Source organism: Methylobacterium tardum, assembly GCF_023546765.1.
Classification (GTDB): domain Bacteria; phylum Pseudomonadota; class Alphaproteobacteria; order Rhizobiales; family Beijerinckiaceae; genus Methylobacterium; species Methylobacterium tardum.
This window is the reverse complement of record NZ_CP097484.1, coordinates 4,851,739-4,874,267: the sequence shown is the minus strand read 5'-3', so window position 1 is coordinate 4,874,267 and position 22,529 is coordinate 4,851,739. Positions and strand designations below refer to the sequence as shown.

Below are 22,529 nucleotides of genomic sequence, written 5' to 3'. Positions count from 1 at the left end.
CAGTGTCTGTGCGTGTTCGGCCCCGAGGCAGAGACCGCATCCGGGAATGCGAATATCGGCGCCGAGGACCCGGATGGGCCCGCACCGACGGTCGCTTCAGATCTCGGATTGCGCCCGCTCTAGCGCAACTCCCCCGGCTTGTCGACCGGGCTGCCGCGCGCAATCGGGCAGGTTCTCTGACGGGCCGGGAATCTGGCAGGAGTGGAGGGACTCGAACCCGCAACCTCCGGTTTTGGAGACCGGCGCTCTGACCAGTTGAGCTACACTCCTAGCGCACCGCCCAATGCCCCATCGGGGCTCGGCTTGCAAGAGGCTGTATGCGGGAAGGGGCGCTCCGGATGCGGGGTCGCGGCGCTGCCCCGCCGAAAAAACCGTGTCACCGCCCCAAAACGGCGACGCCGGCCCCCGTCGAGACGAGGACCGGCGTGGCAGGGCAGGGCGGCGCGGGACCCGCCCCGGGTCGGGCTTCAGTCGTTGATGGCGGCGACGACGCCGGCACCGACGGTGCGGCCGCCCTCGCGGATGGCGAAGCGCAGCTTCTCCTCCATGGCCACCGGCACGATCAGCACCACGTCCATGGTCACGTTGTCGCCCGGCATCACCATCTCGGTGCCCTCGGGCAGCGTCACGATCCCGGTCACGTCCGTCGTGCGGAAGTAGAACTGCGGCCGGTAGTTCGTGAAGAACGGCGTGTGACGGCCGCCCTCTTCCTTGGTCAGGATGTACGCCTCGGCCTTGAACTTGGCGTGCGGCTTCACCGAACCCGGCTTGCACACGACCTGGCCGCGCTCCACGTCCTCGCGCTTCGTGCCGCGCAGCAGCACGCCGACGTTGTCGCCCGCCTGACCCTGGTCGAGCAGCTTGCGGAACATCTCCACGCCCGTGACCGTCGTGGTCTGCGTGTCGCGGATGCCGACGATCTCCACCGTCTCGCCGACCTTCACGATCCCGCGCTCGACGCGGCCCGTCACCACCGTGCCGCGGCCCGAGATCGAGAACACGTCCTCGATCGGCATCAGGAACGGCAGGTCGATCGGACGCTCCGGCTGCGGGATGTAGCTGTCCACCGTCGCCATCAGCGCCAGAACCGCGTCCCGGCCGATCTTCGGCTCCTTGTCCTCCAGCGCCATCAGCGCCGAGCCCTTGGTGATCGGGATGTCGTCACCGGGGAAGTCGTACTTCGACAGGAGCTCGCGCACCTCCAGCTCGACCAGCTCCAGGAGCTCCTCGTCGTCGACCATGTCGACCTTGTTGAGGAACACCACCAGCGCCGGAACGCCGACCTGACGCGCCAGCAGGATGTGCTCGCGGGTCTGCGGCATCGGGCCGTCAGCCGCCGACACCACCAGGATCGCGCCGTCCATCTGCGCCGCGCCCGTGATCATGTTCTTCACGTAGTCGGCGTGGCCGGGGCAGTCCACGTGCGCGTAGTGCCGGTTCTGCGTCTCGTACTCCACGTGCGCCGTCGAGATCGTGATCCCGCGCGCCTTCTCCTCCGGTGCCTTGTCGATCTGGTCGTAGGCCGTGAACGTCGCGCCGCCCGACTCCGCCAGAACCTTCGTGATCGCCGCCGTCAGCGACGTCTTGCCGTGGTCAACGTGGCCAATCGTGCCAATGTTGCAGTGCGGCTTGGTGCGGGAGAACTTTTCCTTGCCCATGATTCCCGTTCCTGCGCGGGGACCGGATCGGTGCCCCGGATTGACTCGGCCGCCCCGAACTCGGAACGGGGCGAAAAGCGCGGTCCGCTTAGAGGGTCGGCCGCCCGCGATCAAGCTCCGGCGCGCGGGACGCGTCTGGCGGGCGGTCCGCTGTCAAGCGCCGAGGGCGAATCGTGCACGGGGCGATAGCAGTCCTCGGCAGTGTTCGGGCGCTTTCAGGTCACACTGTGGCATTGCGGGCATAGCGGGATCAGTGCGGCCGAGCTTAACTGCGGGCAACAACGCGAAACGTCGGATCTCGCCACCATGATCAAGAAGCTCCTCCTCGCCACCGCCGCGACGGCCCTCGTCGCGACCGCCGCTTCGGCCGCCGACCTGCCGCGCCGCGCCGCCCCGCCGCCGGTGTTCACGCCGGTGCCGGTCTTCACCTGGACGGGCTTCTACGGCGGTCTCGAGACGGCCTACACCTTCACCGACAGCCAGCGGATCACCACGGTCGGCATCTCGCCGGTGAACGCCGCCAACGTGGCGACGGGTGCCCGCCCGGCCGCGACCCGGATCTCCGATGACGGCTTCGCCAACATCGGCGGCACGGCCGGCTACAACTACCAGTTCACCCCCGGCTCGGGCATCGTGGTCGGCATCGCCAACAGCATCGACTGGACCGATCTGGCCAAGAACCGCGCCTATCTCGGCAGCACCGGTGCGCTGAGCAGCTTCCGTCAGGGCACCGATTGGGTCGGCACGCTCGTGGGTCGAGTCGGCTACGCCTTCGACCGCGTGATGGTGTACGGCCTCGGCGGTCTGGCCTACGGCAACGTCTTCTACGACGCGAACTTCTTCGCGCCGAACGGCCGCCTCGCCTTCGCGGGCCGCCACGACGACTTCGAGACGGGCTTCGCCTACGGCGGCGGCATCGAGTTCGCGCTGCCCACCGACAGCTTCCTGAACACCTTCGCGGTGGGCCGGTATCTGGGCCTGAAGTACGACGCCCTGACGGTCAAGGCCGAGTACGTCCACTACGATCTCGGCAGCCGGAACGTGCTCGTCGGCGCGATCCCGGGCGTCGGCGTCGGCTCGGGCTACATTTCGCGCTTCCGGACCGAGGGCAGCATCGTCCGCGCAGGCTTCAACTACAAGTTCGGCGGCCTCTAAGGGCCACGAATCGTATCGCCCGGACGCCGAACGGCCCGGGCGGATCTTTCAGGGCGCGCGCCGGAACCGGCGCGCGCCCTTTTTCATGCCGGCTCTGTCCCGAGCGCCGGCGCAGACCGCATGGCCCCGCCTCGGCGGCGGAAACGGCCACGACCCTGCGGCGACGCGGCCCGCCCCTTGCCTCCCTGGACGTGATACCGAAACATACTGGGTGTCCGGTGTGCCGGTACACAACGCGGAGTTGCCGGCCCGCCGCCGGCCGGCGGAGACCGCATGGGCCTCGTCCTCTACGCCCTCAAGTTCCGGATCACGACCTACGTGCTCGCGGTGCTGATGATGCTCGGCGGCGTCGGGGCGATCCTCGTCACGCCCAAGGACGTGCTGCCGGTCGTCGATATCCCGGTCGTCGTGGTGGTCTGGACCTATACCGGCCTGTCCGCGCCGGAGATGGAACAGCGCATCACCACCTATGCCGAGTACGGCATCTCCAACAACGTGAACAACATCCGCCGCATGGAATCGGCGACGCTCCAGGGCACGGCGGTCCAGCGGATCTACTTCGACCCCTCGGTCAGCATCGACCTCGCCATCGCGCAGGTCGTGTCGTCCACCAACTCGATCCGCGCGGTGATGCCCACCGGCACGCAGCCGCCGGTGATCGTGCGCTATTCGGCCTCGTCGGTGCCGGTGATCCAGCTCGCCCTGACCTCGGCCAAGCAGAGCCTCAACGAGGTCTACGATTACGCCCAGTACCGGATCCGCCAGACGCTCGCGCAGGTCCCGGGCTCGACCCTGCCATCCCCGTTCGGCGGCGCCCCCCGGCAGATCATGGTCGATCTCGATCTCAACGCCCTGCAGGCGCTCGGCCTGACGCCGCTCGACGTCACCAACGCCATGACGGCCCAGAACCTGACGGTGCCGTCCGGTCTCACCAAGATCGGCGAGCAGCAATATCCCGTCCAGCTCAACGCCACCCCGCCGTCGATCGAGACGCTCAACACCGCGCCGATCAAGGTGGTCGCCGGGCAGCCCGTGCTGATCCGGGACGTCGCCTATGTCCGCGACGGCGGCCCGCCGCAGGTCAACGTGGTCAGCGCCGACGGCCGGCAGGCCGTGCTGATGCAGATCATCAAGAACGGCACCGCCTCGACCCTCAACGTCGTCAACAACGTCAAGGCGGCGATGCCGACGATCCGCGCGGCGGCGCCCGACGGCCTGTCGATCAAGCAGCTGTTCGATCAATCGGTCTTCGTCTCGAACGCCATCGAGGGCGTGCTGCACGAGGCGCTCACCGCGGCGGCGCTCACGGGGCTCGCGATCCTGCTGTTCCTCGGCTCCTGGCGCTCGGCGATCATCGTGCTGATCTCGATCCCGCTCTGCGTGATGACCTCGCTCGCGGTGCTGGCGGCCCTGGGCCAGACCATCAACGTCATGACGCTCGGTGGCCTCGCGCTCGCGGTCGGCATCCTGGTGGACGACGCCACGGTGGCGATCGAGAACACCTACCGGCTGTTCGAGGAGGGCGAGGAGTTCCGCGAAAGCGTGGTCCACGGCGCCGCCGGAATCGCCAAGCCGGCCCTGATCTCGACGCTGGCGATCTGCGCCGCCTTCACGGCGGTGTTCGCGCTGACCGACACGCCAAAGTACCTGTTCACCCCGCAGGCGCTCGCGGTCGTGTTCGCGATGCTGACCTCCTACCTGCTGTCGCGCACCCTGGTGCCGCTGCTGATCGACGTGATCGTGGCGCCGGAATACCGGCAGAAGCACGCCAAGAATCGGGCCGCGCACGAGGCTCCCCGCCGGGGCCGGATCGCCCGGGCCGTCGGTCTCGTCGGCGCCCCCGTGATGCGGCTTGCCGGCTGGATCCATGGCCACTTCGAGCGCGGCTTCGCGCGGTTCCACCGCGGCTATGTCGGCCTGCTCCACGCGGTGCTGCGCCACCGGATCGTCACCCTGGGCGCGGTCGGCGGCGTGCTCGGCCTGACCGGGGTGCTGTTCGTGTTCGTCGGCCAGGACTACTTCCCGCAGATCGAGGCGAGCCAGATGACCATGCATCTGCGCACCCGCACCGGCATGCGCATCGAGACCGCCCGGCAGGTCTTCGCCGAGATCGAGGACACGGTCCGCGAGGTGATCCCGCCGGACGAGGTTGACCAGATCCTCCAGAACATCGGCCTGCCGTCGAACAACTACAATTTCGCGTTCTCGGACGGTTCGTTCGTCTCCTACAACGACGGCCAGATGCTGATCAGCCTCAAGGAGGGGCACCACCCGGTGGCCGGCTATCAGAAGCGCCTGCGCGCGGTGCTGATGAAGCGCTTCCCCGACGTGGTCGTCTATTTCCAGCCCGCCGACATGATCACCCAGATCCTGAATTTCGGCGTGATCACCCCGATCGACGTGCAGGTCTCCGGCCGCCACAAGGAGAAGGATCTGGAGGTCGCTCAGCGCATCGTGCAGCGGCTGAAGCACACCAAGGGCCTCGTCGATGTGCACCTGCAGCAGATCGTCAACGAGCCGCAATTCTACGTCGACGTCGACCGGCGCCTCGCCTCCGAACTCGGGCTGACCGAGCAGCAGGTGGCGCAGAACATGAACATCTCGCTGTCGGGCAGCTACCAGGTGACGCCGAACTTCTGGCCCGATCCGAAGACCGGCATTCCCTACCAGCTCTGGGTGCAGACGCCCGAATACCGCAACAGCTCGCTCACCGACCTGCGCAACACGCCGATGTTCGTGCGCTCCGCGACCACCGGCTCCGGTCCGGGCGTGCTGACGCTGCTCTCCAGCCTCGCCGACATCCGCCGGGTGCCGACGCAGACCATGATCAGCCACGTCAACATCCAGCCGACCTTCGACATCTTCGCCTCGGTCCAGGACCGGGATCTCGGCGCGGTGGCCCGCAACATCGACGCGATCGTCCAGGACGAGCAGAAGAACCTGGAGGCGCCCGACAAGATCACGGTGCGCGGGCAGATCGAGAACATGCGCTCGGCCTTCTTCCGCCTGGAGGTCGGCCTCGCCATCGCGCTGATCGCCGTCTACCTGCTGATGGCGGTGAACTACCAGAGCTGGGGCGACCCCTTCGTGGTGATCGCGGCCCTGCCGATGGCCTTCTGCGGCATCACCTTCGCGCTGTTCATCACCGGGACCACGTTCTCGATCCCGTCGATCTTCGGGGCGATCATGTCGGTGGGCATCGCCTCGGCGAACTCGATCCTGCTCGTCACCTTCGCCAAGGAGCACCGGGAGGAAACCGGCTGCAGCGCCCTGGAGGCGGCGATCACCGCGGGCGAGACCCGTCTGCGGCCGGTGCTGATGACCGCCTCGGCGATGTTCCTGGGGTTGATCCCGATGGCGCTGGGCACCGGCGAGGGCGGCGAGCAGAACGCCGCGCTCGCCCGCGCCGTCATGGGCGGCATCGCCTTCGCGACGCCGGCGACGCTGCTTCTGGTGCCGTTCCTCTACGTGCTGATGCGGGGCGGCCCGGCCCAGCCGGTGCAGGATTACCTGGAGCCGGGCGCGCAGCCGGCCGCTTGACGATCAGGCAAGCGGAGCGGGCACCGTCATGCCGGGGCGCCGAAGGCGAGCCCGGACTCCAGAGCCGCGGTTCTGCCAGGATCCGGCATGTCGGCGGCTTTGGGTCCCGGGCTCCGCTGCGCGGTCCCGGGACGACACGCTGTTCAGACGATCTTGAAAACCCCCGGACCGCTCACCCCTCCTTGAACCCGTATTCCGGCGTGTCGTCGTCGTTGCCGTAATACTTGTACGGCAGGAACTTGCCCGACATGGTGAGCCGCACGCGGTCGCCCTTGTTGTTGGCCTCGCGGGCCATGTCCATGTTGAAGTCGATCGCCGACATGATGCCGTCGCCGAACTCCTCCTGGATCAGCTCCTTGAAGGTCGTGCCGTAGACCATCACCAGTTCGTAGAACCGGTAGATCAGCGGATCGGTGGGCGGCATCGACGGGATCGAGCCCCGGTAGGGCGGCTCGTTGAGCATGCGCTCCTCGGCGACCGTCAGGCCGAACAGCTCGGCCGCCCGCTTGGCCTGAGCCTTCGGCAGTTTCATCTGGCCCATGCAGGCCGCGGTGATCAGGAACGGCGACAGGCCGCCGATCTCCTCATGGATATGCTTCCAGCTCCAGCCCTTCTCGCGCTTGATGTCGAGCAGCTTCTCGGTGAGGTCCTCGCGCTTCATCGTCCGCTCCCAGGTCGACCGTCGGTTTGGCTCGGGTGAGACCGCGGACACGTCGCGGTCTCACCCCACCCCCGAGGGGTGCGCACCCGGACCGCGCCCGGTGAGGGGAAACGGCCGCGCCCGAGCACGGAAGGCTGCCCGCCTTGAGATCGACGCGGCGCCTCTCCTGGCACTGCGACGACCGACGGCGGTCGCATGATCTTCGGCAAACGGTGTGCCAGGCAGTGCCTGCACGAAAACATGCGACGTTACAGAATGTTGGCTGCGCCGCGTACATTCACGACATCTCGTCGGAAACGAGATATCGTCAACGGATGACGAGATCTCGTGAGCCCAGCGAGCCGTGCCCATTCGGCCCCATCTTCGAGGCCAGCCCGGATCCGATGCTGGTCCTTGCGCCGGAGGAGGACCGGATCGCGGACGCCAATCCGGCGGCGGTACGGCTGCTCGGCCATCCGCGTCAGACATTGCGTGGCGCGCGGGCCAGCGCGCTCTATCCCGGGCAACTCGCCGCCCTCACGGTCTTCACCCAGGCCGTCCTGGCGAAAGGGCATTGGTGGACGCGCGCGCTCGCGCCGCGCGACGCCGCGGGCCGCGACCTGCGGGTCGAGACGGCGGCCTTCCCGCTTCCGGGCGGGCCGACGCTCCTCCTCGTGACTCTCGCAGATCCCGACACTGTCCATCGCCGGCAGGTCGACGGCGAGGCCGAGGCCTACATGCGCGCGGGTCTTTCCGAGTGGCAGCGCATGGAGCGGATCTTCCGCGATATCGAGCACGGCAACCAGTTGATCCTTCGGGCAGCCGGGGAGGGGATCTACGGCGTCAACGCCGAGGGCGTGACCACCTTCGTCAACCCGGCCGCCGAGCGGATGCTCGGCTGGGCGGCCGCCGACCTCGTCGGCAAGGACATGCACGCCGCCGTGCACCACACGCACCCGGACGGCAGCACCTATCCGCACCGGGACTGCCCGATCTACGCGGCCTTCCGGGACGGCGCTGTGCGTCAGGTCGATCACGAGGTCTTCTGGCGGGCGGACGGAACGTCCTTTCCCGTCGAGTACACCTCGACGCCGATCCGCGACCGCGGCCGCCTGCTGGGTGCCGTGATCGTGTTCCGCGACGTCAGCCAGCGGCGGGAGGACGAGCGCCGGCTGAAGAGCGCGCTCGCCGAGGTCGACACGCTGCGGCAGCGCCTGGAGCTGGAGAACGCGTATCTGAAGGAGGAAATCCGGGCCGAGCGCCATCACCAGGGCATCATCGGCCGCTCGCCGGCCATCGCGGCGACGCTCAGGCAGATCGAGCTGGTGGCCGGTACCGACGCCACCGTGCTGATCACCGGCGAGTCCGGCACCGGGAAGGAGCTGATCGCCCGCGCGATCCACGAGGCGAGCCGCCGCAGCGCCCGCCCGATGATCCGCGTGAACTGCGCGGCGATTCCGCGCGACCTGTTCGAGAGCGAATTCTTCGGCCACGCCAAGGGCAGCTTCACGGGCGCACTCCGCGACCGTGTCGGCCGGTTCGAGCTCGCCGATGGCGGCACACTGTTCCTCGACGAAGTCGGCGAGATTCCCCTGGACCTGCAGGGCAAGCTGCTGCGCGTGCTGCAGGAGCGCTCCTTCGAGCGGGTCGGCGAGGCGCGCACCCGTGCGGTCGACGTGCGGGTGGTGGCCGCCACCAATCGCGACCTGCGCGCCGAGGTGGCGAGCGGGCGCTTCCGCGACGACCTCTACTTCCGCCTCAATGTCTTCCCGATCCAGGCGCGGCCCCTGCGCGAGCGTCCCGAGGACATCCCTCCGATCGCCCAGCATCTGCTCACGGCGGCGGCGCGCCGCCTCAACATCCCGGAGCCGCGGCTCTCGGAGGGCGATGTCCGGCGCCTCTGCCGCTACGCTTGGCCGGGGAATGTCCGCGAGCTGGAGAACGTGATCGAGCGGGCGGCAATCCTCAGTGCCAGGGGGCGGCTCCGCCTCGATCTGCCCGACGGCGAGCCAGCCCGGACGCCCGATCCGGTCCGGTTGCCGGTCGCCGCACCCGATGGACGGCCGGCCACCGAGGCCGAGCGCCGCGCCCGCGACCGCGCCGAGATCGTCGCAGCCCTGGCGCTGACGGGCGGCCGGATCTCCGGGCCCGGAGGCGCGGCCGCGCTGCTCGGCCTGCGCCCGACGACGCTCGCCTCGCGCATCAAGGCGCACGGCATCTCCCGCGATGACGGCGATCTCCGGCGCAGCTGATCTTTTCGCGGCGCTGCGAGCGTGGTTTCGATGCACCGGGCCGGCGGGAAGCGCACAACCGCGGCCGGAAACGCTTGCATCCGTGGCGTGTTTCCGGACCATGCGCCCTCTGGTCTCGGAGGCGGGCTTTGGACGGAGACGATCGGGACGGTCAGAGGGCCGACGAGGGGGCGGGCGCGTCCGCGCCGCCGGCCCCGTGGGAGTTCGTGCTTCCGGAAGAGACGGCGACCGAGGATCTCGGCCTGTTCCTCTCCGAGTTCCTGTGTCCGGGCGACGTCGTGGCCCTGTCGGGCGGTCTCGGCGGCGGCAAGACGACGCTCGCCCGCGCGGTGATCCGCGAACTCGCCGGCGATCCGCGCCTCGAGGTGCCGAGCCCGACCTTCACGCTCATTCAGCCCTACACGGCCCGGGACGGCCGCGCGATCATCCACGCCGACCTCTACCGGCTGCGCGACCCCGATGAATTGGTCGAGCTCGGCTTCGGACGAGATGGCCGAGGATGCGATCACGCTTGTCGAATGGCCCGACCGGCTGCCGCCCCGCGACGCCCCGGTGCTGACCGTCGACCTGTCCCTGCGGGCGGAGTTCGGCCCCGAGGCGCGGCTCGCCCGGATCGACGGCACCGGCGGGATGCGGGCCCGCCTCGACCGGGCCCGGGCGGTGCGCCGGCTCCTCGACCGCAGCGGCTGGGATGTGGCCGAGCGCACGCTGATGCAGGGCGACGCCTCGTCCCGCGCCTACGAGCGCCTGACCAAGCCCGACGGCACCAGCGCCGTGCTGATGATCGCCCCGCCCCGGCCCGACGGGCCGCCGGTGCGCGACGGCAAGCCCTACAGCGCGATCGTGCATCTGGCCGAGAGCGTCCACGCCTTCGTGGCCCTCGACCGGGGCCTGCGGGCGCTCGGCTTCTCGGCGCCGAAGATCTACGGCGAGGACCTCGCCGAGGGGCTGCTGATCCTGGAGGATCTCGGCAGCGAGCCGGTGATCGAGGCCGGCGCGCCGCGGCCCGAGCGCTACGCCGAGGCGGTGCGGCTGCTCGCCAAGCTCCACGCGACGCCGCTGCCCCCGGTCCTGCCGGTGGCGGACGGGATCGAGCACGTGCTGCCGCCCTACGACACGGAGGCGCTGCTGTTCGAGGCCGAACTGATGCCCGACTGGTACGCGCCCGCGATCCGGGATGCCACGCTGTCGGCCGAGGCGCGGTCGGACTTCGTCGACCTGTGGCGGGCGGCCCTTCAGGGCGCGGTCCCGGACCGGCCGACCTGGACGCTGCGGGACTACCACTCGCCCAACCTGATCTGGCTGCCCGAGCGCGACGGGCTGGAGCGGGTCGGCCTGATCGACTTCCAGGACGCCGTGATGGGTCATCCGGCCTACGACGTCGCCTCGCTGCTGCAGGATGCCCGCGTCGACACCTCCGCCGAGTTCGAGCTGCGGCTGCTCGGGCTCTACGCTCGCGAGCGCCGCGGGCGGGATCCGGCCTTCGACGTCGGCGCCTTCGCCACGGCCTACGCGCTGCTCGCCGCGCAGCGGGCCACCAAGATCCTCGGCATCTTCGCGCGGCTCGACCGGCGCGACGGCAAGCCCGGCTATCTGGCCCACCTGCCGCGGATCGAGGGCTACCTCGCCCGCAACCTCGCCCATCCCGCGCTCGCCGGGCTGCGCGACTGGCACGCGGCGCATTTGCCGGGCCTCGTCAGCCCCGCCCCCGAATCCTGACCACCGGACCTTCGATCGCATGAGCGAGCTCAAGCCAGCCGTCAGCCGCGCCTTCGTCCTGGCCGCCGGCCTGGGCAAGCGCATGCGTCCGGTGACTGCCACGGTGCCCAAGCCGCTGGTGGAGGTCGCCGGCAAGGCGCTCCTCGACCACGCCCTGGACCGGGTCGCGGAGGCCGGGATCGGCACGGCCGTGGTCAACGTCCACTATCTCGCCGACCTGATCGAGGGCCATCTCGCCCGGCGGGCGGAAGAGTCGGGCCGGGGGCCGGCCACGATCGTGTCGGACGAGCGCGCGGCGCTTCTGGAGACCGGCGGGGGCATCCGCAAGGCGCTGCCGCTTCTGGGCGCGGAGCCCTTTGTGGTGCTGAACTCGGACTCGTTCTGGCTCGAAGGACCGGCCTCCAACCTGAGCCGGCTGATCGGCCGCTGGGACGCGCACCGCATGGACTGCCTGCTGCTGGTGGCCCCCACCGCCACCAGCCTCGGCTACGAGGGCGCCGGCGACTTCGTGATGGAGCCGGATGGACGCCTGGAGCGCCGCGGGGAGCGCGAGGTCGCCCCCTTCATCTACGCCGGGGTGGCGATCCTGAGCCCGAGCCTGTTCGCCGACACGCCGGAGGGCGCCTTCTCGCTCAACCTCCTGTTCGACCGGGCGATCGAGGCCGGCCGGCTGTTCGGCCTGCGCCTCGACGGCCAATGGCTGCATGTCGGCACGCCGGAGGCGATCCGGGCCGCGGAGGAGCGGGTGCGGGCGAGCGCGCGGACACCCTAGCCGGATCGGTCGGCCGGTCTGCGGTCGCGGCGGATGGGCGGTGACGTTTCCGCATCGACCGAGTGGGGTGAGGCCCCATACCGTGCGGGTCATACGCTGTGATGTAACGAGGTGTCTTGCCAAGCCCGATCCGAGCCTCTAGAAGCCCCCTCACACCGGCGGGCCAAGACCCCGCCGCCGTGTCAGGCGCCCGTAGCTCAGCTGGATAGAGCACCAGACTACGAATCTGGGGGTCAGAGGTTCGAATCCTTTCGGGCGCGCCATCACTCAGCTTGACTTCAAAACATCGCCGAATCGACCGGGGCAACGCTGCGGCTAGCAGCGGGACAACTCGGGTTCAGCTTCCGCGCACCGGATGCGCGAGCGGCACGCGTGAACGGCAGGCTGATAAAGCTGTCGACAGCGTCCGCGCCCTGGAACCGCTCAGCGCTCCATCCGTAGCCTCCGTGTCACTGATTGATACGGAGGCCATCATGATGGCGCTGGGCGTGTTCTGTGTCTTGGCAGGCGTCAGCATGGCAGCCGGATCCCTGTGGTCTCCGCGCTACCGCGCCATCCTTGAGGTGATGGGTGGCAGCCTGTTCCTCGCCGGGCTTGGCTTCGCGGGAGCAGACCTCACGCTGGCGTCCTAATCGAGCCCATCTCTCGGTCCGCGACCCAGAGCGACAGCGTCCCGCTCGGGCGGGTGCCGCGACGCTAAACTCTTTCGTGATCGGTCCTCCGGAACCATCAATCAGCGCCCTGCCTTCCTCAAGGGGTCGAGGACGTTTTGCTGCCCCTCGATCCGCTGGTTATCCGGCTCCAACGGGCGGTACGAGAGGAAGCCTTCCTTGCGCACATCGATGATCACCGCCGCTCTCCTGGCCACGTTCAGTGCCGCCGCGTTTGTTGCCCCGGCCTCAGCGGCCCCACTCAGCCCGGTGCCAGCCGCGACGGTTGCCGGTGCCCCGGGCAGCATCACGGACGTTCGCTGGCATCCGATCCGCCGGATGCGCCGTATGATGCATCGGCACAGGCACCACCGCGTGTAATGACCGAGCGGTCGCCGTCGGCGCCGCTGCCTGAGGCTCGGCCGCGGATGATACCGCGGCCGGGTCTTCCTTTTGCGAGCCGGGGCTCGGCGCCTCGGCCGCATCCACGTCGCCTTGAGCGCGCTAAGGCACGGCCGCGTCGATGATCAGCAAGCCACGGGCTTTGCCGGACGTGGCGTCGAGCGTCGTGACGGCGCGCCACAAGCGCTCGCTGCCGACAAGAAAAGGCCGGTAATCGCCGTTCACATCGCCGACAAAGACGAGATCTCGGTCCGGGAGATATCCGAGGATCGGCGAGAAGTGCCCGGCGCCCCGGCCGAACAAGGGCCCCCGGTGAAAGTTGACGATCAGCCGCTTGGCGGGATCGTTGCCGCTGATCATCGCCGCGCGGAACTCAGGCAACGAGAGATCACGGACAACACGGACCGGACGATCGAGCCGCCTTCGGATCAGCGACGCCAGCTCATCCAGCGTCAGGCCGTTCACCAGCACGCCGAACCAGGGCTGAAACGCCGTGCCGCGGAGCACGTCGGCTTGTGAAAAATCGACGCCGAGGGAGCGGAGCAGGTTCGCTACGCTGGCAGGACCGCAGAAGCTCGGGTTGCTCTGGTATTCGTAAGGACGACGCCGGTACGCCGCGGCCACGGGCAGGGCCCAGGCCCGCGCCAGAAGGGCAGGATCGTGAAAGTCCGAGCCCGTCGCGATCGAGATCACGGACGTGTCGGCGTTCGGGCTGACGAGACGCGGACCGAGGATCGCGGCGCCGAGGATCCCGGCCAAGAGCGCGATCGCGCCGAGGACAGCGGACCGGCGGCGCCTCCAGCCACGGCCGCGTCGCACCTGTTCGGCTACCATGCTGCAAGCCCTCCGCGTCGAATGGGATTGCGCCCGGCCGCTACGGAGCCAGCCGGATGGCGAACAGGCGCAGGACGGCACAGGCTCCGCGCACCGGCCGAACGGCGACGATCCGCGCCTCGCCGGAGGTCGCATCCCGAACCACGGCCTCCGAAACGATGCAGTCGCAGGCCAGGGTGCGGGTCATCTGCTCTAGGCGGCGGGCCACGTTGACGGTGTCGCCGACCGCGGTGAACTCGACGCGCTCCGCCCCGATGGTACCGATGAAGACCGAGCCGCGGTGCAGCCCGATCCCGATCCGGACCGGCGGCAGGCCTGCCTGTTCCCGCTCGCCGCTCCAGGCCGTCATCGCGGCCGCGAGTGCGCGGGCCGCCGCCACGGCGCGATCGGTATCCCCAGGCGCCGCGTGCGGCACGCCGAACACGGCCATGACCTCGTCGCCGACGAACTTGTCGACAAGGCCGCCCGCCGCCTCGATCGCCCGCGCGGTGCGCGTCCGGAACTCCGCGAGGAACGCCGCAACCTCGCCGGGCGCCAAGGTCTCGCACAGACGGGTGAAGCCGCGGATGTCGGCAAACAGCACCGTCGCCTCCTGCTCCCAGCCGGCGCGCAGCGCGACCGAATCGGTCTCGGCAACCAAGCGGGCGACCGCCGGCGCAGCCAGGCGCGCGAGGTTGTCGCGATGGCGCGTCGCGATCCGGGCCGCGGAGCGCAGGCGCTGCGTCCGCAGCGCGAGCCACGTCAGGGCAAGCCCGGCGAGGCTGAGGGTGACGGGTTCCGGCGCCGTCGCGGTTGCGAGTCCCAGAAGCAGCGGCATCGCCGCCGCGGCCAGGAGCGGGGCGCCCCATGCCGCGGCGGTGTCGCGTTGGCGGACGGACTGCGCCGGCCCGGCTTCCCGGCGCTCCCGACCGGACCCGGGACCGGCGTCCGCCGCCGCCGTGCGGGCGTCCGGAAGGGACATCGTTGGCATCAGCAGCCCGAGCAGACGCGGTTGATGATGCGCTGTGCCTTGAGGTGCTCGCGCTCGACAGCGGGAGAGCGGGAATCCTGGCCCCGCACGGCCGGGAGGGGATGGGCCATCGCGGCCAGGCTCGGAACGTCGGGCTGCGCGAAGCGCGGGATCGGCTGCGACCACGCAGCATTCGGGGCCGCCAGCGCGAGGACAAAGGCTGCGATCGCGGCGCCTGCCGTGGATCGTGTCCGATAGTGGGTCATGGTTCTGAGCTCCGAATTTCGGAGCCTCATGCGTACATCTTCGATATTTCGCCGCTGTTCCGCAAAGCGGAAATGCTATTACAGCGGAAATGTGGCAGATGTTTTCAATATTTCGAGGAATTTTCTGACCAATATCTATTTATTATTTGATTTGGCGTGAAATCACGCGAAAAGCACCCGATCCAGCGGGCCGGGTGCCGTCATGGTCACAGAGAGGGCGGCCGCTTTTCCCGCGGCGGCCCTCGGCAAGGTCCGGTGTTCGCTCAGGCGGCGTTGCGCACGCGGCCGCCGCCGTATTGGGACAGGAGCCGCAGGATCTCGGCCTTCGCGTCGTACGTCGCATAGGCGGCGGCGAGGCGCTGCGCCTCCCGGCGGTGGCCCGGCGCGTCGAGCACGGTCCGGACCGCCCGCCGGATCGCCGCCGGCGTCGGCTCGTTCGTGGCGAGATCGATCCCGGCCCCCGACCACGCGATGCGGGCGTTCACGTCGGCCTTGTCCTCGGTGAGACCGGCGGCGACGAGCGGGATTCCGAAGCTCAGCGCCTGGTTGACGCTCCCGTAGCCGCCATTGGTCACCATGGCGTCGATCCGGGGCAGCAGCCACTCGAACGGCAGGTATTGTGACAGCCGCGCATTGGCGGGAATCGGACCCGGGATGGCGTCCAAGCCCCGCCCGCCCGCCGTCACCACGGTCAGGATGTCGGGCTCCCCGGCGAGAGCCTGGAGGGCCGGGCCGACGAGCAGGCCGAAATCGTGGTTCGCGACCGTGCCCTGCGTGACGAGCACGACCTTGCGGGTGCCGTCGAGATCGCCGGCCCAGGGCGGGAGCGCCGCCTGACCCGGGACGATCGGCAGGGCTCCGATGAAGCGCACCGTCGGCGGCATCGCGAACGGGTATTCGAAGCTTGGCACGGTGAGCTGCAGGTAGGTGTCGGCGAGCCGGACGACCGCGTCGAACAGCGGCCAGGGCGGCGCCGCCAGGCCGAGCTTCGCCAGCACGGCGGCGAGGCTCAGCCCGACCGGCCGGTCGACCGCCGCGTCGTAGGCCTCGGCGATCCGTCCGTAGGCCCTCTCCTGCTCCGGTGACTCCGCCGGCGGAAGGCCCATGAAAGCCGGGGCTTTGTCGGGGCGCGTGCAGTGGAGGAACGAGGTGCCGCACAGGACGATGGCGGGACGCTCCGCCCGCGGCCCGAGCAGCAGCGGCAGGGCGCCGAAGAACATGTCGTCGCCGATCACCACCGAGGCGGGAAAGGCCCGCAGCGCCGCGCGCAGGCCCTGGTGCTGGTCGGGGATCCGGTCGACGAAGATCCGCTCCATGGCGACGCGCAGCCAATCCGGCCCGGGCGGGATCTGAGCCAGTTCGGGCACGACGGCGCGGAGATCGCGGCCGTCGAAATCCGCTATCCCCGGCAGGGCCATGAAGCGCGCGCCCGATGCCGTGATGCGGTCGCGGAAGGCGGAGCCCGACAGGACCATGACCTCGTGGCCGTCATCGACCAGCATGCGGGCGATGGCCAGCAGGGGGTTGAGATGCCCGGTGGCGGGCGTCGAGCAGAGAAGGACCTTCATCGCATGTCCTATCTGTGAGGGGGATAGCGGGCGCCGCACGATCGCCGCGAGGCCCGGGAGACAGGCTGGGGGCGGCCTGTTACGGCGCGGCTGCGGAGCGCGGCCGAAACGGTTACGGCTGAAACGGGGGCGGGCAGGCCCTAGGCGGCGACCCGCAGCGCATCGATGCGGCGGATGCCGCTATGGCCCTGGATGGCCGGCATAGCGCCGGTCAGGCGCAGGTCTGGGGCGAGACGCATCAGGGCGCCCAGGCCCTCTTCCAGCTCGATCCGGGCCAGGGCCTCGCCGATGCAGCGGTGCGCGCCGCCGCCGAAGATCGGATGCAGGCGCGGAAGGTCGGCGCGCCGGATGTCGAACGTGTCGGGATGTGCGTAGACCGCTTCGTCCCGCAGCGCCGACAGCGTCGAGAGCAGGATCATGCTACCGGCCGGCACGACATGCCCGTCGAGCGCAATATCCTCCTGGGCGACCCGCCCGGCGGAGCCGACGCTCGGCTCGTAGCGGAGCGACTCCGCCACCGCGGCCGGGATCAGGCCGGGATCGCGGCTCACCGCCGCCCATTGCTCGGGATGCTGCAGCAGCAGTGCCACCTGCATCGCGCCGGCGACCCGGGTCGTGTCGGTGCCGCCGATGATCATCTGCACGAGCTGGACGACCACCTCCTGCGGGGTGAGTTCGCCCGCCGCATCCGCCTCCGCCAGGAAGCGCGACAGGAAATCGTCCTGGGGCGACGACCGGCGCGCCTCGAGGATCGCGCGCACGTAATCCTGCAGCGCGAGCGCCGCCGCTTCGAGATCCGGGATGTCCTCCGGTCCGAAGGTGAAGCTCAGCACCCGGGAGACCTCGTAGGCGAGCCGCGTGAAGCGCGGGATGTCGTCGCGCGGCAGGCCGAGGATGTCGGCGATGGTCTGGGCCGGGATCAGGGACGTGTAGCGCTCGACGAGGTCGACCTCGTCCTCCGCCAGCACGTCCCGGACGAGGCTTTCCGCGGCCGCCCGGATCCGGGGGCGCAGGCCTTCGATCATCCGGGCCGCGAAGGTGCGGGTGAAGGGCGAGCGGCGCCGGCGATGGACGGTCCCGTTGGCGGTGAGCATCCCGTGCGCGAAGATGTCGAACAGCGTGCCTTCCGGGATCCCGCGCGTCTCCGGATAGAGCGTCTCCGTCGCCCGGGCGCGGGGGTCGCGCATCAGCAGGTCGACATCGCGGGCACGGAGCACGAGGTAGCCCGCGACCTCGTGGCCGACGACGGGCAGCCGGGGTCGCCAGGTACGGAACACGCCGTGCGGATCGGCCTCCAGCTCCGCCACCGTCAGCGTCGGGACGCCGTCCGGGATCGCGGACAGGTCGGCGTGACGCGTCGGGTCATCGGTTCCGTTCATCTGTCATCCTCGCTGCTGTGATGCGCGAGAACTCTCGGAAGCCCGAGCTACAGGATGATTTCGGAAGCTCGGCCGACGGTTACGATCATAACATTCGGCGCGCCGGACTGCACGAGCAGAAGCGCCGGCGGGCGGAAGAGCCATCCTCCCGGGATGTGCGCGCGGACACGTCCGGCGCGCTGCGTTTCGTGCGTCAGATGTTCTGAAATCAAGCCGTAACCCGGCCCATCAAGAAAGGCTCCGCTTCACGAAAGGAGAAGTCCTCATGGTTGAAGGGTGGGCGGATACGGACGACGTCTTCGAGACGTTGTTGAGGCGGACGATCACCGAGTCTGTGATCGGCGGTCTGGATCACGGGGTCGTGCGTGACGAAGATCTTGTCCTGCGCCTGCGGGATTACGAGCGGCGGGCACGTGCGGAGCAGCTGAGCTCTCAGACGCTCCAGGTCATCACATCGGCGCGGCGCCTCCTGGGTGATCGGTCCGGCCAGGACGGGATCGGTGGCGGCAGATCGCGGTGACGCCTGATCGGTGCGCGCTGGCGGTGCTGTCAGTCCGGTTGTGGCACCGCCTCCGGTGCCGCATGTGGCTCGATGTCCCGCCTACATGCGGGTTTGCGGTTCCACCTTGTGCGTTCTGCTCCACCCCCACCTTCAGAGCCTGCCCACGAGGGCTACACGCGATAAGCGTGAAAAAATTTATCTGCCTGTCGATGGCATGTGCCTGTTGAGTGAGCCCGTCATTTCGGGGCGCCGCAGGCGAGCCCGGACCCGGAGGGGCACGCCGGAGGCGGGCAACCCAGAACCGCTCTCAGCGCAAGGTCTTGCCGCGTCGGCGTGTCTGGATCCCGGGCTCCGCTGCGCGGCCCCGGGATGACGCGGAGATGCGGCGATAGAGAAAAGAAGATGGAGAGGCTGTCTCAAACGGGAGATGACAATCACCCGATGTGCAACCCTTGGCCACGAGGGGAAGAAGCGGGCGTCGCTCCTCTTCGGAGACGCGGCGTGACCATCCATCCCTCAGTGGCGGAGTGAGCCGGGCGCGCCGGTCCGCGCCGCCACCGGAGCCTCGCCTTCCGCAGGGCGCGGCTATCGCCCGCGGCTCCGCAGGCCGACCGCCAGGAAGCGCTCGATCATCGCGTTGACCTGCTCGGCCACCTCGATCGTGTTGAAGTGGCCCGCGAGCAGCGTCTTGGCGGTGACGACCTGCGGGCAGAGTTCGCGCAGCAACTCCAGGTCGCGCGCCGCCTCGACCAGGGGCACGTCCGCCGAGATGTAGGCCATGGGAATCCGGCAGGCGCGCGCAGCCGGCACCGGGTCGTGGTGCCGGATCATGTTGCGGAGCGCCGAATAGGCCACGTGCTGGGGTGTCCTCAGGCAGGGGCCGAGGATGAACGTGTCGAAGAGTGCCTGCCGCCGCGCCGGGTGGTCGTAGTCGCAGCCGATCGACCAGGCCATCTCGCGCACGACGGCCCGGTAATCCGGGCCGCCGACGCCCGCCAGCAGCCCCTCGATCTCGGGGCTGCCGGCCGCATCCGGTGACGGCAGGACGATCGTATCGATCATCACGAGACCGGCGGCGAGGTCGGGATGGCGGCCGCACAGCTCGAGGGCCACCGCGCCGCCGAGGCTGTGGCCGATGACGACCGGCTTGACCAAGCCGAGGGTCCGGCTTTGCCACGCGATGTCGTCGGCGAAGCCCGCCATCGTGTAGTCCTGCTCGGGCGCATCGCTGGCGCCGTGACCCCGCAGGTCCACCGCCACGACCCGGCGGGTCTTCGAGAAGTGCCGGATCTGCGGCGTGAAGATGCCGTGATCGCCGGTCCAGCCGTTGATCAACAGGAGCGGCTGCCCCTCGGGCGTGAGCGGTCCGGCCTCGATATGGGCGAGCTTGGCGCCGTCGCGCGTCAGGTGGACGGGCTGCCACGGGGGCGGGTCGAAGATCATGCGGTTTCTCCGTGCTGTCGAGCGGGGGACGGGAAGGGGGCGGGGGATCGCCGGTCGGCCGGGCGCGTGAGGCCGGCCTGGGCGGCGGCCGCGGCGAGGCTGCATCCGAGCATCACGGTGGCCATCGACAGGGCGGACCGCCCGTCGAAGAACCGGGCCACGAGGTCGCTCGCGAGGGCCGCGCCGCCCATCTGCAGGAAGACCGCGACGGCGCTCGCCGCGCCCGCCGCATCCGGGCTGAGCTCCGTGGCGCCGTGCATGGCGTTCGGCGAGACGAGGCCGAAGGCCAGGGCGACGCCGACCATCGCGGCGATTACCGGTGGGGCCGCGGGAGGCCCGGCCAGGGCGGCACCGAGGAGGAGCGCCGCGGAGGCGGTCGCCAGGGCGAGGCCGGTGCCGATCACCCGCGACGGCCCGATGCTCCGGGCCGCGAGGCGGCCGTTCAGGAACGCGCCGCCCATCACCGACAGGGAGCTCGCCCCGAAGACCAGCCCGTAGGTCAGCGGACGAAACCCGAGGGCGTCGATGAACACCAGCGCGGAGCCGGTGATGTAGGCGAACACCGCGCCCGCCGCCGCGGCGTTGCACAGGGCGTAGCCGAGGAAGACCCGGCTCGCCAGGATCCGGCCGTAGCCGCGTAGGATGCCGGTCGCCGCCCGCCCGGGAGCCAGGACGCGCCGCAGGGGCTCGTCGATGTGCCGGATCGCCGCCAGCGCCACCACGGCGGCGGCGATCGGCGCGGCGTGGATCAGGCGCCAGCCGCCGAGATCCATCAGCCCCGCGCCCACCGTCGGGGCGATCATCGGCACCACGTTGATGGTGAGGACGACGAACGACATCCGGGCCCGCGCCGCCTCGCCCTCGAACAGGTCGCGCACCATCGCAAGGACCGCCATGCCGGGGCCGGCGGCGCCGATGCCCTGGAGGGCCCGGAACAGCAGGAAGTGCGGCAGCGTCCGCGCCGCGGCGCAGCCGAGGCTGCCGCCGATCAGGAGCAGGCAGCCGCAGGCGATGGCGGGCTTGCGGCCCAGGCGGTCCGAGACCGGACCGTAGACCAGCAGCGCCCCCCCGAGGCCGAGCAGGTAGGCGCCCATGGCCGCGCCCATCGCGGAGGGCGGGACATTCAGCGCGGCGGCCGTGTCCGACAGGCTCGGCAGGATCATGTCGATCCCGAAGGTGGGGAGCGCCGCCAGCAGCCCGAGCAGCGCCGAGAAGGCGGCCGAGCCGGGGCGGATGCGCGGATGCGCCGGCACGGCGGCGGCCCGGATCAGGCCCAAAGCCGATCTCCGACCCGGGCGGCGCCGCGATGCGCCGCCGTCATCGCCTCGATCTCGCGGACGAGCCCGTTCGCGTCGAGATCCGCCCGCACGGCCGCGCCGAGGGCCGCGGCGGCGGTGCGGAAGCCCGGCTCCGCCAGGATCCGGCGGGCGGCCGCCGCGATCTCGACCTCGCTCGCCCCGGCGGGCAGGCGCAGGCCGGCGCCGCGCAGGGCGATGCGGGCGGCGTTGTCGGTCTGGTCGCGGGCCAGCGGGATCACCAGCAGCGGCGCGCCGTGCAGGAGCGCCCGGCTGACGGTGCCGTGACCGCCCTGGCACACCACCAGATCGGCTTCCGCCATGAGGGCGTCATGGGAGGCGGCCGCCACGACCCGGATGGAGTCCGGGGCGGCGAGCTCCTCCGCCCCGACATGGGGGCCGGTGGTCAGGACGGTCTCGGCCTCGATCGTCCCGAGCGCCCGCGCGACCCGCCGCAGGAGGTCGGTCTGGTTCTGGGCGCCGGTGCTGCCGGCGACGAGGATCCGCGGCCGGCGCGCCCCGGGCCACGTGGTCAGCGCCCCGCGGGACCAGCCCGGCGCGTCGAGCAGGGGCCCGATGTACCGGTAATTGGCGGGCAGCGCCTCGGTGTCGAAGTCGAAGGTGCGGCTGACGGCCAGGAGGACGCGGTCGGCGCGATCGAAATGGGCGAAGGCGCTGGCGACCGGCGGCAGCCCGAAGGCGCGCCGCGCGGCGTTGAGCGCCGGCCGACCCTGCTCCATGGCCGACACGATCGCGTCGGTCGCCGCGTCCACCACGGCCCGCTCCTCGGCATTCTGCGGCGGCGTCAGGCCGCTCGCGGCGGGCGGCATGCCGGGCAGCGGGCGGATGCTGATATGCGGCGACAGGACCGCGTGCGGCAGGCTGGCCGCCTCGGCCGCCAGGGCGCAGCCGGGCAGCAGATCGAGGCTCAAGACGGCGTCGGTGGGGAGGCGGCGGATCTCGTCGAGGGTGTCGGCCGCGTAGGCGCCCGCCGGAGCGAACATGGTCTGGCGCAGCCAATCGGCCAGATCCGAGAAGTCGGCCGGATCGGCATCGCTGCCGGTCGGGGCCCGGCGCCACCCGATGAACGGGAAGCCCGCAGCCTCGACCTCGCCGCGCATCACCGGATCGGCCATGACGCGCGGCTGGTGCCCCGCCCGGTTCAGTTGCCGGGCCGCCGTGAGCACGGGGCTGAGATTGCCCGTGGTTCCCCACGAGATGCAGAGGACATTGAGCGACATGGACTGTGTTTCCCAATCTGATCGCGCAGTCGGGCCCATCGGACGGACTGTATTCGAGCGCTTTCTCGGGGATCGGCGTTGAGTTATTTGGTGATAAGATTTGGATATGGATCTGTTTGTTGATCTAGAAGATTAAGTAGCCTTGCGAGTTTTATATTTATGACTCGGGCGGTCTGCTTAGATCGCGCAGGAAGTCGACATAGTCCGGATGAATGTTGTGGATGCAGCCGCCGTAGGCGAAGCTGACCACCAATCCCTCCAGCA

Annotated in this window: 15 protein-coding genes, 2 tRNA genes and 1 pseudogene; 7 read left to right on the top strand and 11 right to left on the bottom strand. The window is 70.1% G+C overall.

Annotation, left to right across the window (positions count from 1 at the left end):
• Positions 1-193: 193 nt before the first annotated feature.
• A tRNA-Trp gene (locus tag M6G65_RS23310) sits at positions 194-270 on the bottom strand.
• A 197-nt stretch (positions 271-467) separates the two neighbouring features.
• On the bottom strand, positions 468-1,658 hold the full coding sequence (tuf, locus tag M6G65_RS23305; protein ID WP_238200379.1) for an elongation factor Tu: 1,191 nt from the start codon (positions 1,656-1,658) through the stop codon (positions 468-470).
• A gap of 306 nt (positions 1,659-1,964) precedes the next feature.
• On the opposite strand from tuf, the gene M6G65_RS23300 reads away from it, so the two are divergent.
• Both M6G65_RS23300 and M6G65_RS23295 read left to right on the top strand, forming a co-directional pair.
• A complete protein-coding gene (locus M6G65_RS23300) occupies positions 1,965-2,813 on the top strand; it encodes an outer membrane protein (protein ID WP_238197714.1) in 849 nt (282 codons plus the stop codon).
• Positions 2,814-3,086: 273 nt separating this feature from the next.
• Positions 3,087-6,353 carry an efflux RND transporter permease subunit gene (locus tag M6G65_RS23295; RefSeq protein WP_250102940.1) on the top strand — a complete coding sequence of 1,089 codons (3,267 nt, stop codon included), beginning with the start codon at positions 3,087-3,089 and terminating at the stop codon, positions 6,351-6,353.
• 172 nt (positions 6,354-6,525) lie between these two features.
• On the opposite strand, the gene cynS is transcribed toward M6G65_RS23295, so the two are convergent.
• Positions 6,526-7,014, bottom strand: a complete 489-nt coding sequence (gene cynS, locus M6G65_RS23290) for a cyanase (RefSeq protein WP_238197709.1) — start codon at positions 7,012-7,014, stop codon at positions 6,526-6,528.
• A gap of 383 nt (positions 7,015-7,397) precedes the next feature.
• Here cynS and M6G65_RS23285 point away from each other — a divergent pair, with 383 nt between their 5' ends.
• From M6G65_RS23285 to M6G65_RS23265, 5 genes and pseudogenes are all read left to right on the top strand, one after another.
• Positions 7,398-9,245: a sigma 54-interacting transcriptional regulator gene (locus M6G65_RS23285; protein WP_430929508.1), complete on the top strand. Its 1,848-nt coding sequence runs from the start codon at positions 7,398-7,400 to the stop codon at positions 9,243-9,245.
• 128 nt (positions 9,246-9,373) lie between these two features.
• Positions 9,374-10,964, top strand: a pseudogene (gene tsaE / locus M6G65_RS23280) (tRNA (adenosine(37)-N6)-threonylcarbamoyltransferase complex ATPase subunit type 1 TsaE).
• Positions 10,965-10,983: 19 nt separating this feature from the next.
• Positions 10,984-11,736: a nucleotidyltransferase family protein gene (locus M6G65_RS23275; RefSeq protein WP_238197703.1), complete on the top strand. Its 753-nt coding sequence runs from the start codon at positions 10,984-10,986 to the stop codon at positions 11,734-11,736.
• A 186-nt stretch (positions 11,737-11,922) separates the two neighbouring features.
• Positions 11,923-11,999 (top strand) — tRNA-Arg (locus tag M6G65_RS23270).
• Between the two features lie 210 nt (positions 12,000-12,209).
• Positions 12,210-12,368 (top strand): hypothetical protein, encoded by a 159-nt coding sequence (locus M6G65_RS23265; protein ID WP_238197702.1) that lies wholly within the window; start codon positions 12,210-12,212, stop codon positions 12,366-12,368.
• A gap of 522 nt (positions 12,369-12,890) precedes the next feature.
• Here the strand turns inward: M6G65_RS23265 and M6G65_RS23260 are convergent.
• From M6G65_RS23260 to M6G65_RS23225, 8 genes are all read right to left on the bottom strand, one after another.
• Entirely contained in the window at positions 12,891-13,547 is a 657-nt protein-coding gene (locus M6G65_RS23260; RefSeq protein ID WP_238197700.1) for a phytochelatin synthase family protein, read from the bottom strand.
• A 115-nt stretch (positions 13,548-13,662) separates the two neighbouring features.
• Positions 13,663-14,583 (bottom strand): adenylate/guanylate cyclase domain-containing protein, encoded by a 921-nt coding sequence (locus M6G65_RS23255; RefSeq protein WP_238197698.1) that lies wholly within the window; start codon positions 14,581-14,583, stop codon positions 13,663-13,665.
• An 8-nt stretch (positions 14,584-14,591) separates the two neighbouring features.
• Positions 14,592-14,837: a hypothetical protein gene (locus tag M6G65_RS23250; protein WP_238197696.1), complete on the bottom strand. Its 246-nt coding sequence runs from the start codon at positions 14,835-14,837 to the stop codon at positions 14,592-14,594.
• Positions 14,838-15,100: 263 nt separating this feature from the next.
• Positions 15,101-16,405, bottom strand: coding sequence for a glycosyltransferase (locus M6G65_RS23245; protein ID WP_238197695.1), 1,305 nt, complete (start codon positions 16,403-16,405; stop codon positions 15,101-15,103).
• Between the two features lie 140 nt (positions 16,406-16,545).
• Positions 16,546-17,784, bottom strand: coding sequence for a cytochrome P450 (locus M6G65_RS23240; protein WP_238197693.1), 1,239 nt, complete (start codon positions 17,782-17,784; stop codon positions 16,546-16,548).
• 1,087 nt (positions 17,785-18,871) lie between these two features.
• Positions 18,872-19,729, bottom strand: a complete 858-nt coding sequence (locus tag M6G65_RS23235; protein ID WP_238197691.1) for an alpha/beta fold hydrolase — start codon at positions 19,727-19,729, stop codon at positions 18,872-18,874.
• On the bottom strand, positions 19,726-21,006 hold the full coding sequence (locus M6G65_RS23230; protein WP_238197689.1) for a Bcr/CflA family efflux MFS transporter: 1,281 nt from the start codon (positions 21,004-21,006) through the stop codon (positions 19,726-19,728). Before M6G65_RS23230 ends, M6G65_RS23235 begins: the two co-directional genes overlap by 4 nt.
• Positions 20,997-22,265, bottom strand: a complete 1,269-nt coding sequence (locus M6G65_RS23225) for a glycosyltransferase (RefSeq protein WP_238197687.1) — start codon at positions 22,263-22,265, stop codon at positions 20,997-20,999. The genes M6G65_RS23230 and M6G65_RS23225 overlap by 10 nt, the downstream gene beginning before the upstream one ends.
• Positions 22,266-22,529: the final 264 nt, after the last annotated feature.

Coding starts and splice junctions, on each gene's coding strand:
- tuf (WP_238200379.1), bottom strand. CDS start 1,658: ATGGGCAAGGAAAAGTTCTCCCGCACCAAGCCGCACTGCAACATTGGC.
- M6G65_RS23300 (WP_238197714.1), top strand. CDS start 1,965: ATGATCAAGAAGCTCCTCCTCGCCACCGCCGCGACGGCCCTCGTCGCG.
- M6G65_RS23295 (WP_250102940.1), top strand. CDS start 3,087: ATGGGCCTCGTCCTCTACGCCCTCAAGTTCCGGATCACGACCTACGTG.
- cynS (WP_238197709.1), bottom strand. CDS start 7,014: ATGAAGCGCGAGGACCTCACCGAGAAGCTGCTCGACATCAAGCGCGAG.
- M6G65_RS23285 (WP_430929508.1), top strand. CDS start 7,398: ATGCTGGTCCTTGCGCCGGAGGAGGACCGGATCGCGGACGCCAATCCG.
- M6G65_RS23275 (WP_238197703.1), top strand. CDS start 10,984: ATGAGCGAGCTCAAGCCAGCCGTCAGCCGCGCCTTCGTCCTGGCCGCC.
- M6G65_RS23265 (WP_238197702.1), top strand. CDS start 12,210: ATGATGGCGCTGGGCGTGTTCTGTGTCTTGGCAGGCGTCAGCATGGCA.
- M6G65_RS23255 (WP_238197698.1), bottom strand. CDS start 14,583: ATGTCCCTTCCGGACGCCCGCACGGCGGCGGCGGACGCCGGTCCCGGG.
- M6G65_RS23250 (WP_238197696.1), bottom strand. CDS start 14,837: ATGACCCACTATCGGACACGATCCACGGCAGGCGCCGCGATCGCAGCC.
- M6G65_RS23245 (WP_238197695.1), bottom strand. CDS start 16,405: ATGAAGGTCCTTCTCTGCTCGACGCCCGCCACCGGGCATCTCAACCCC.
- M6G65_RS23240 (WP_238197693.1), bottom strand. CDS start 17,784: ATGAACGGAACCGATGACCCGACGCGTCACGCCGACCTGTCCGCGATC.
- M6G65_RS23235 (WP_238197691.1), bottom strand. CDS start 19,729: ATGATCTTCGACCCGCCCCCGTGGCAGCCCGTCCACCTGACGCGCGAC.
- M6G65_RS23225 (WP_238197687.1), bottom strand. CDS start 22,265: ATGTCGCTCAATGTCCTCTGCATCTCGTGGGGAACCACGGGCAATCTC.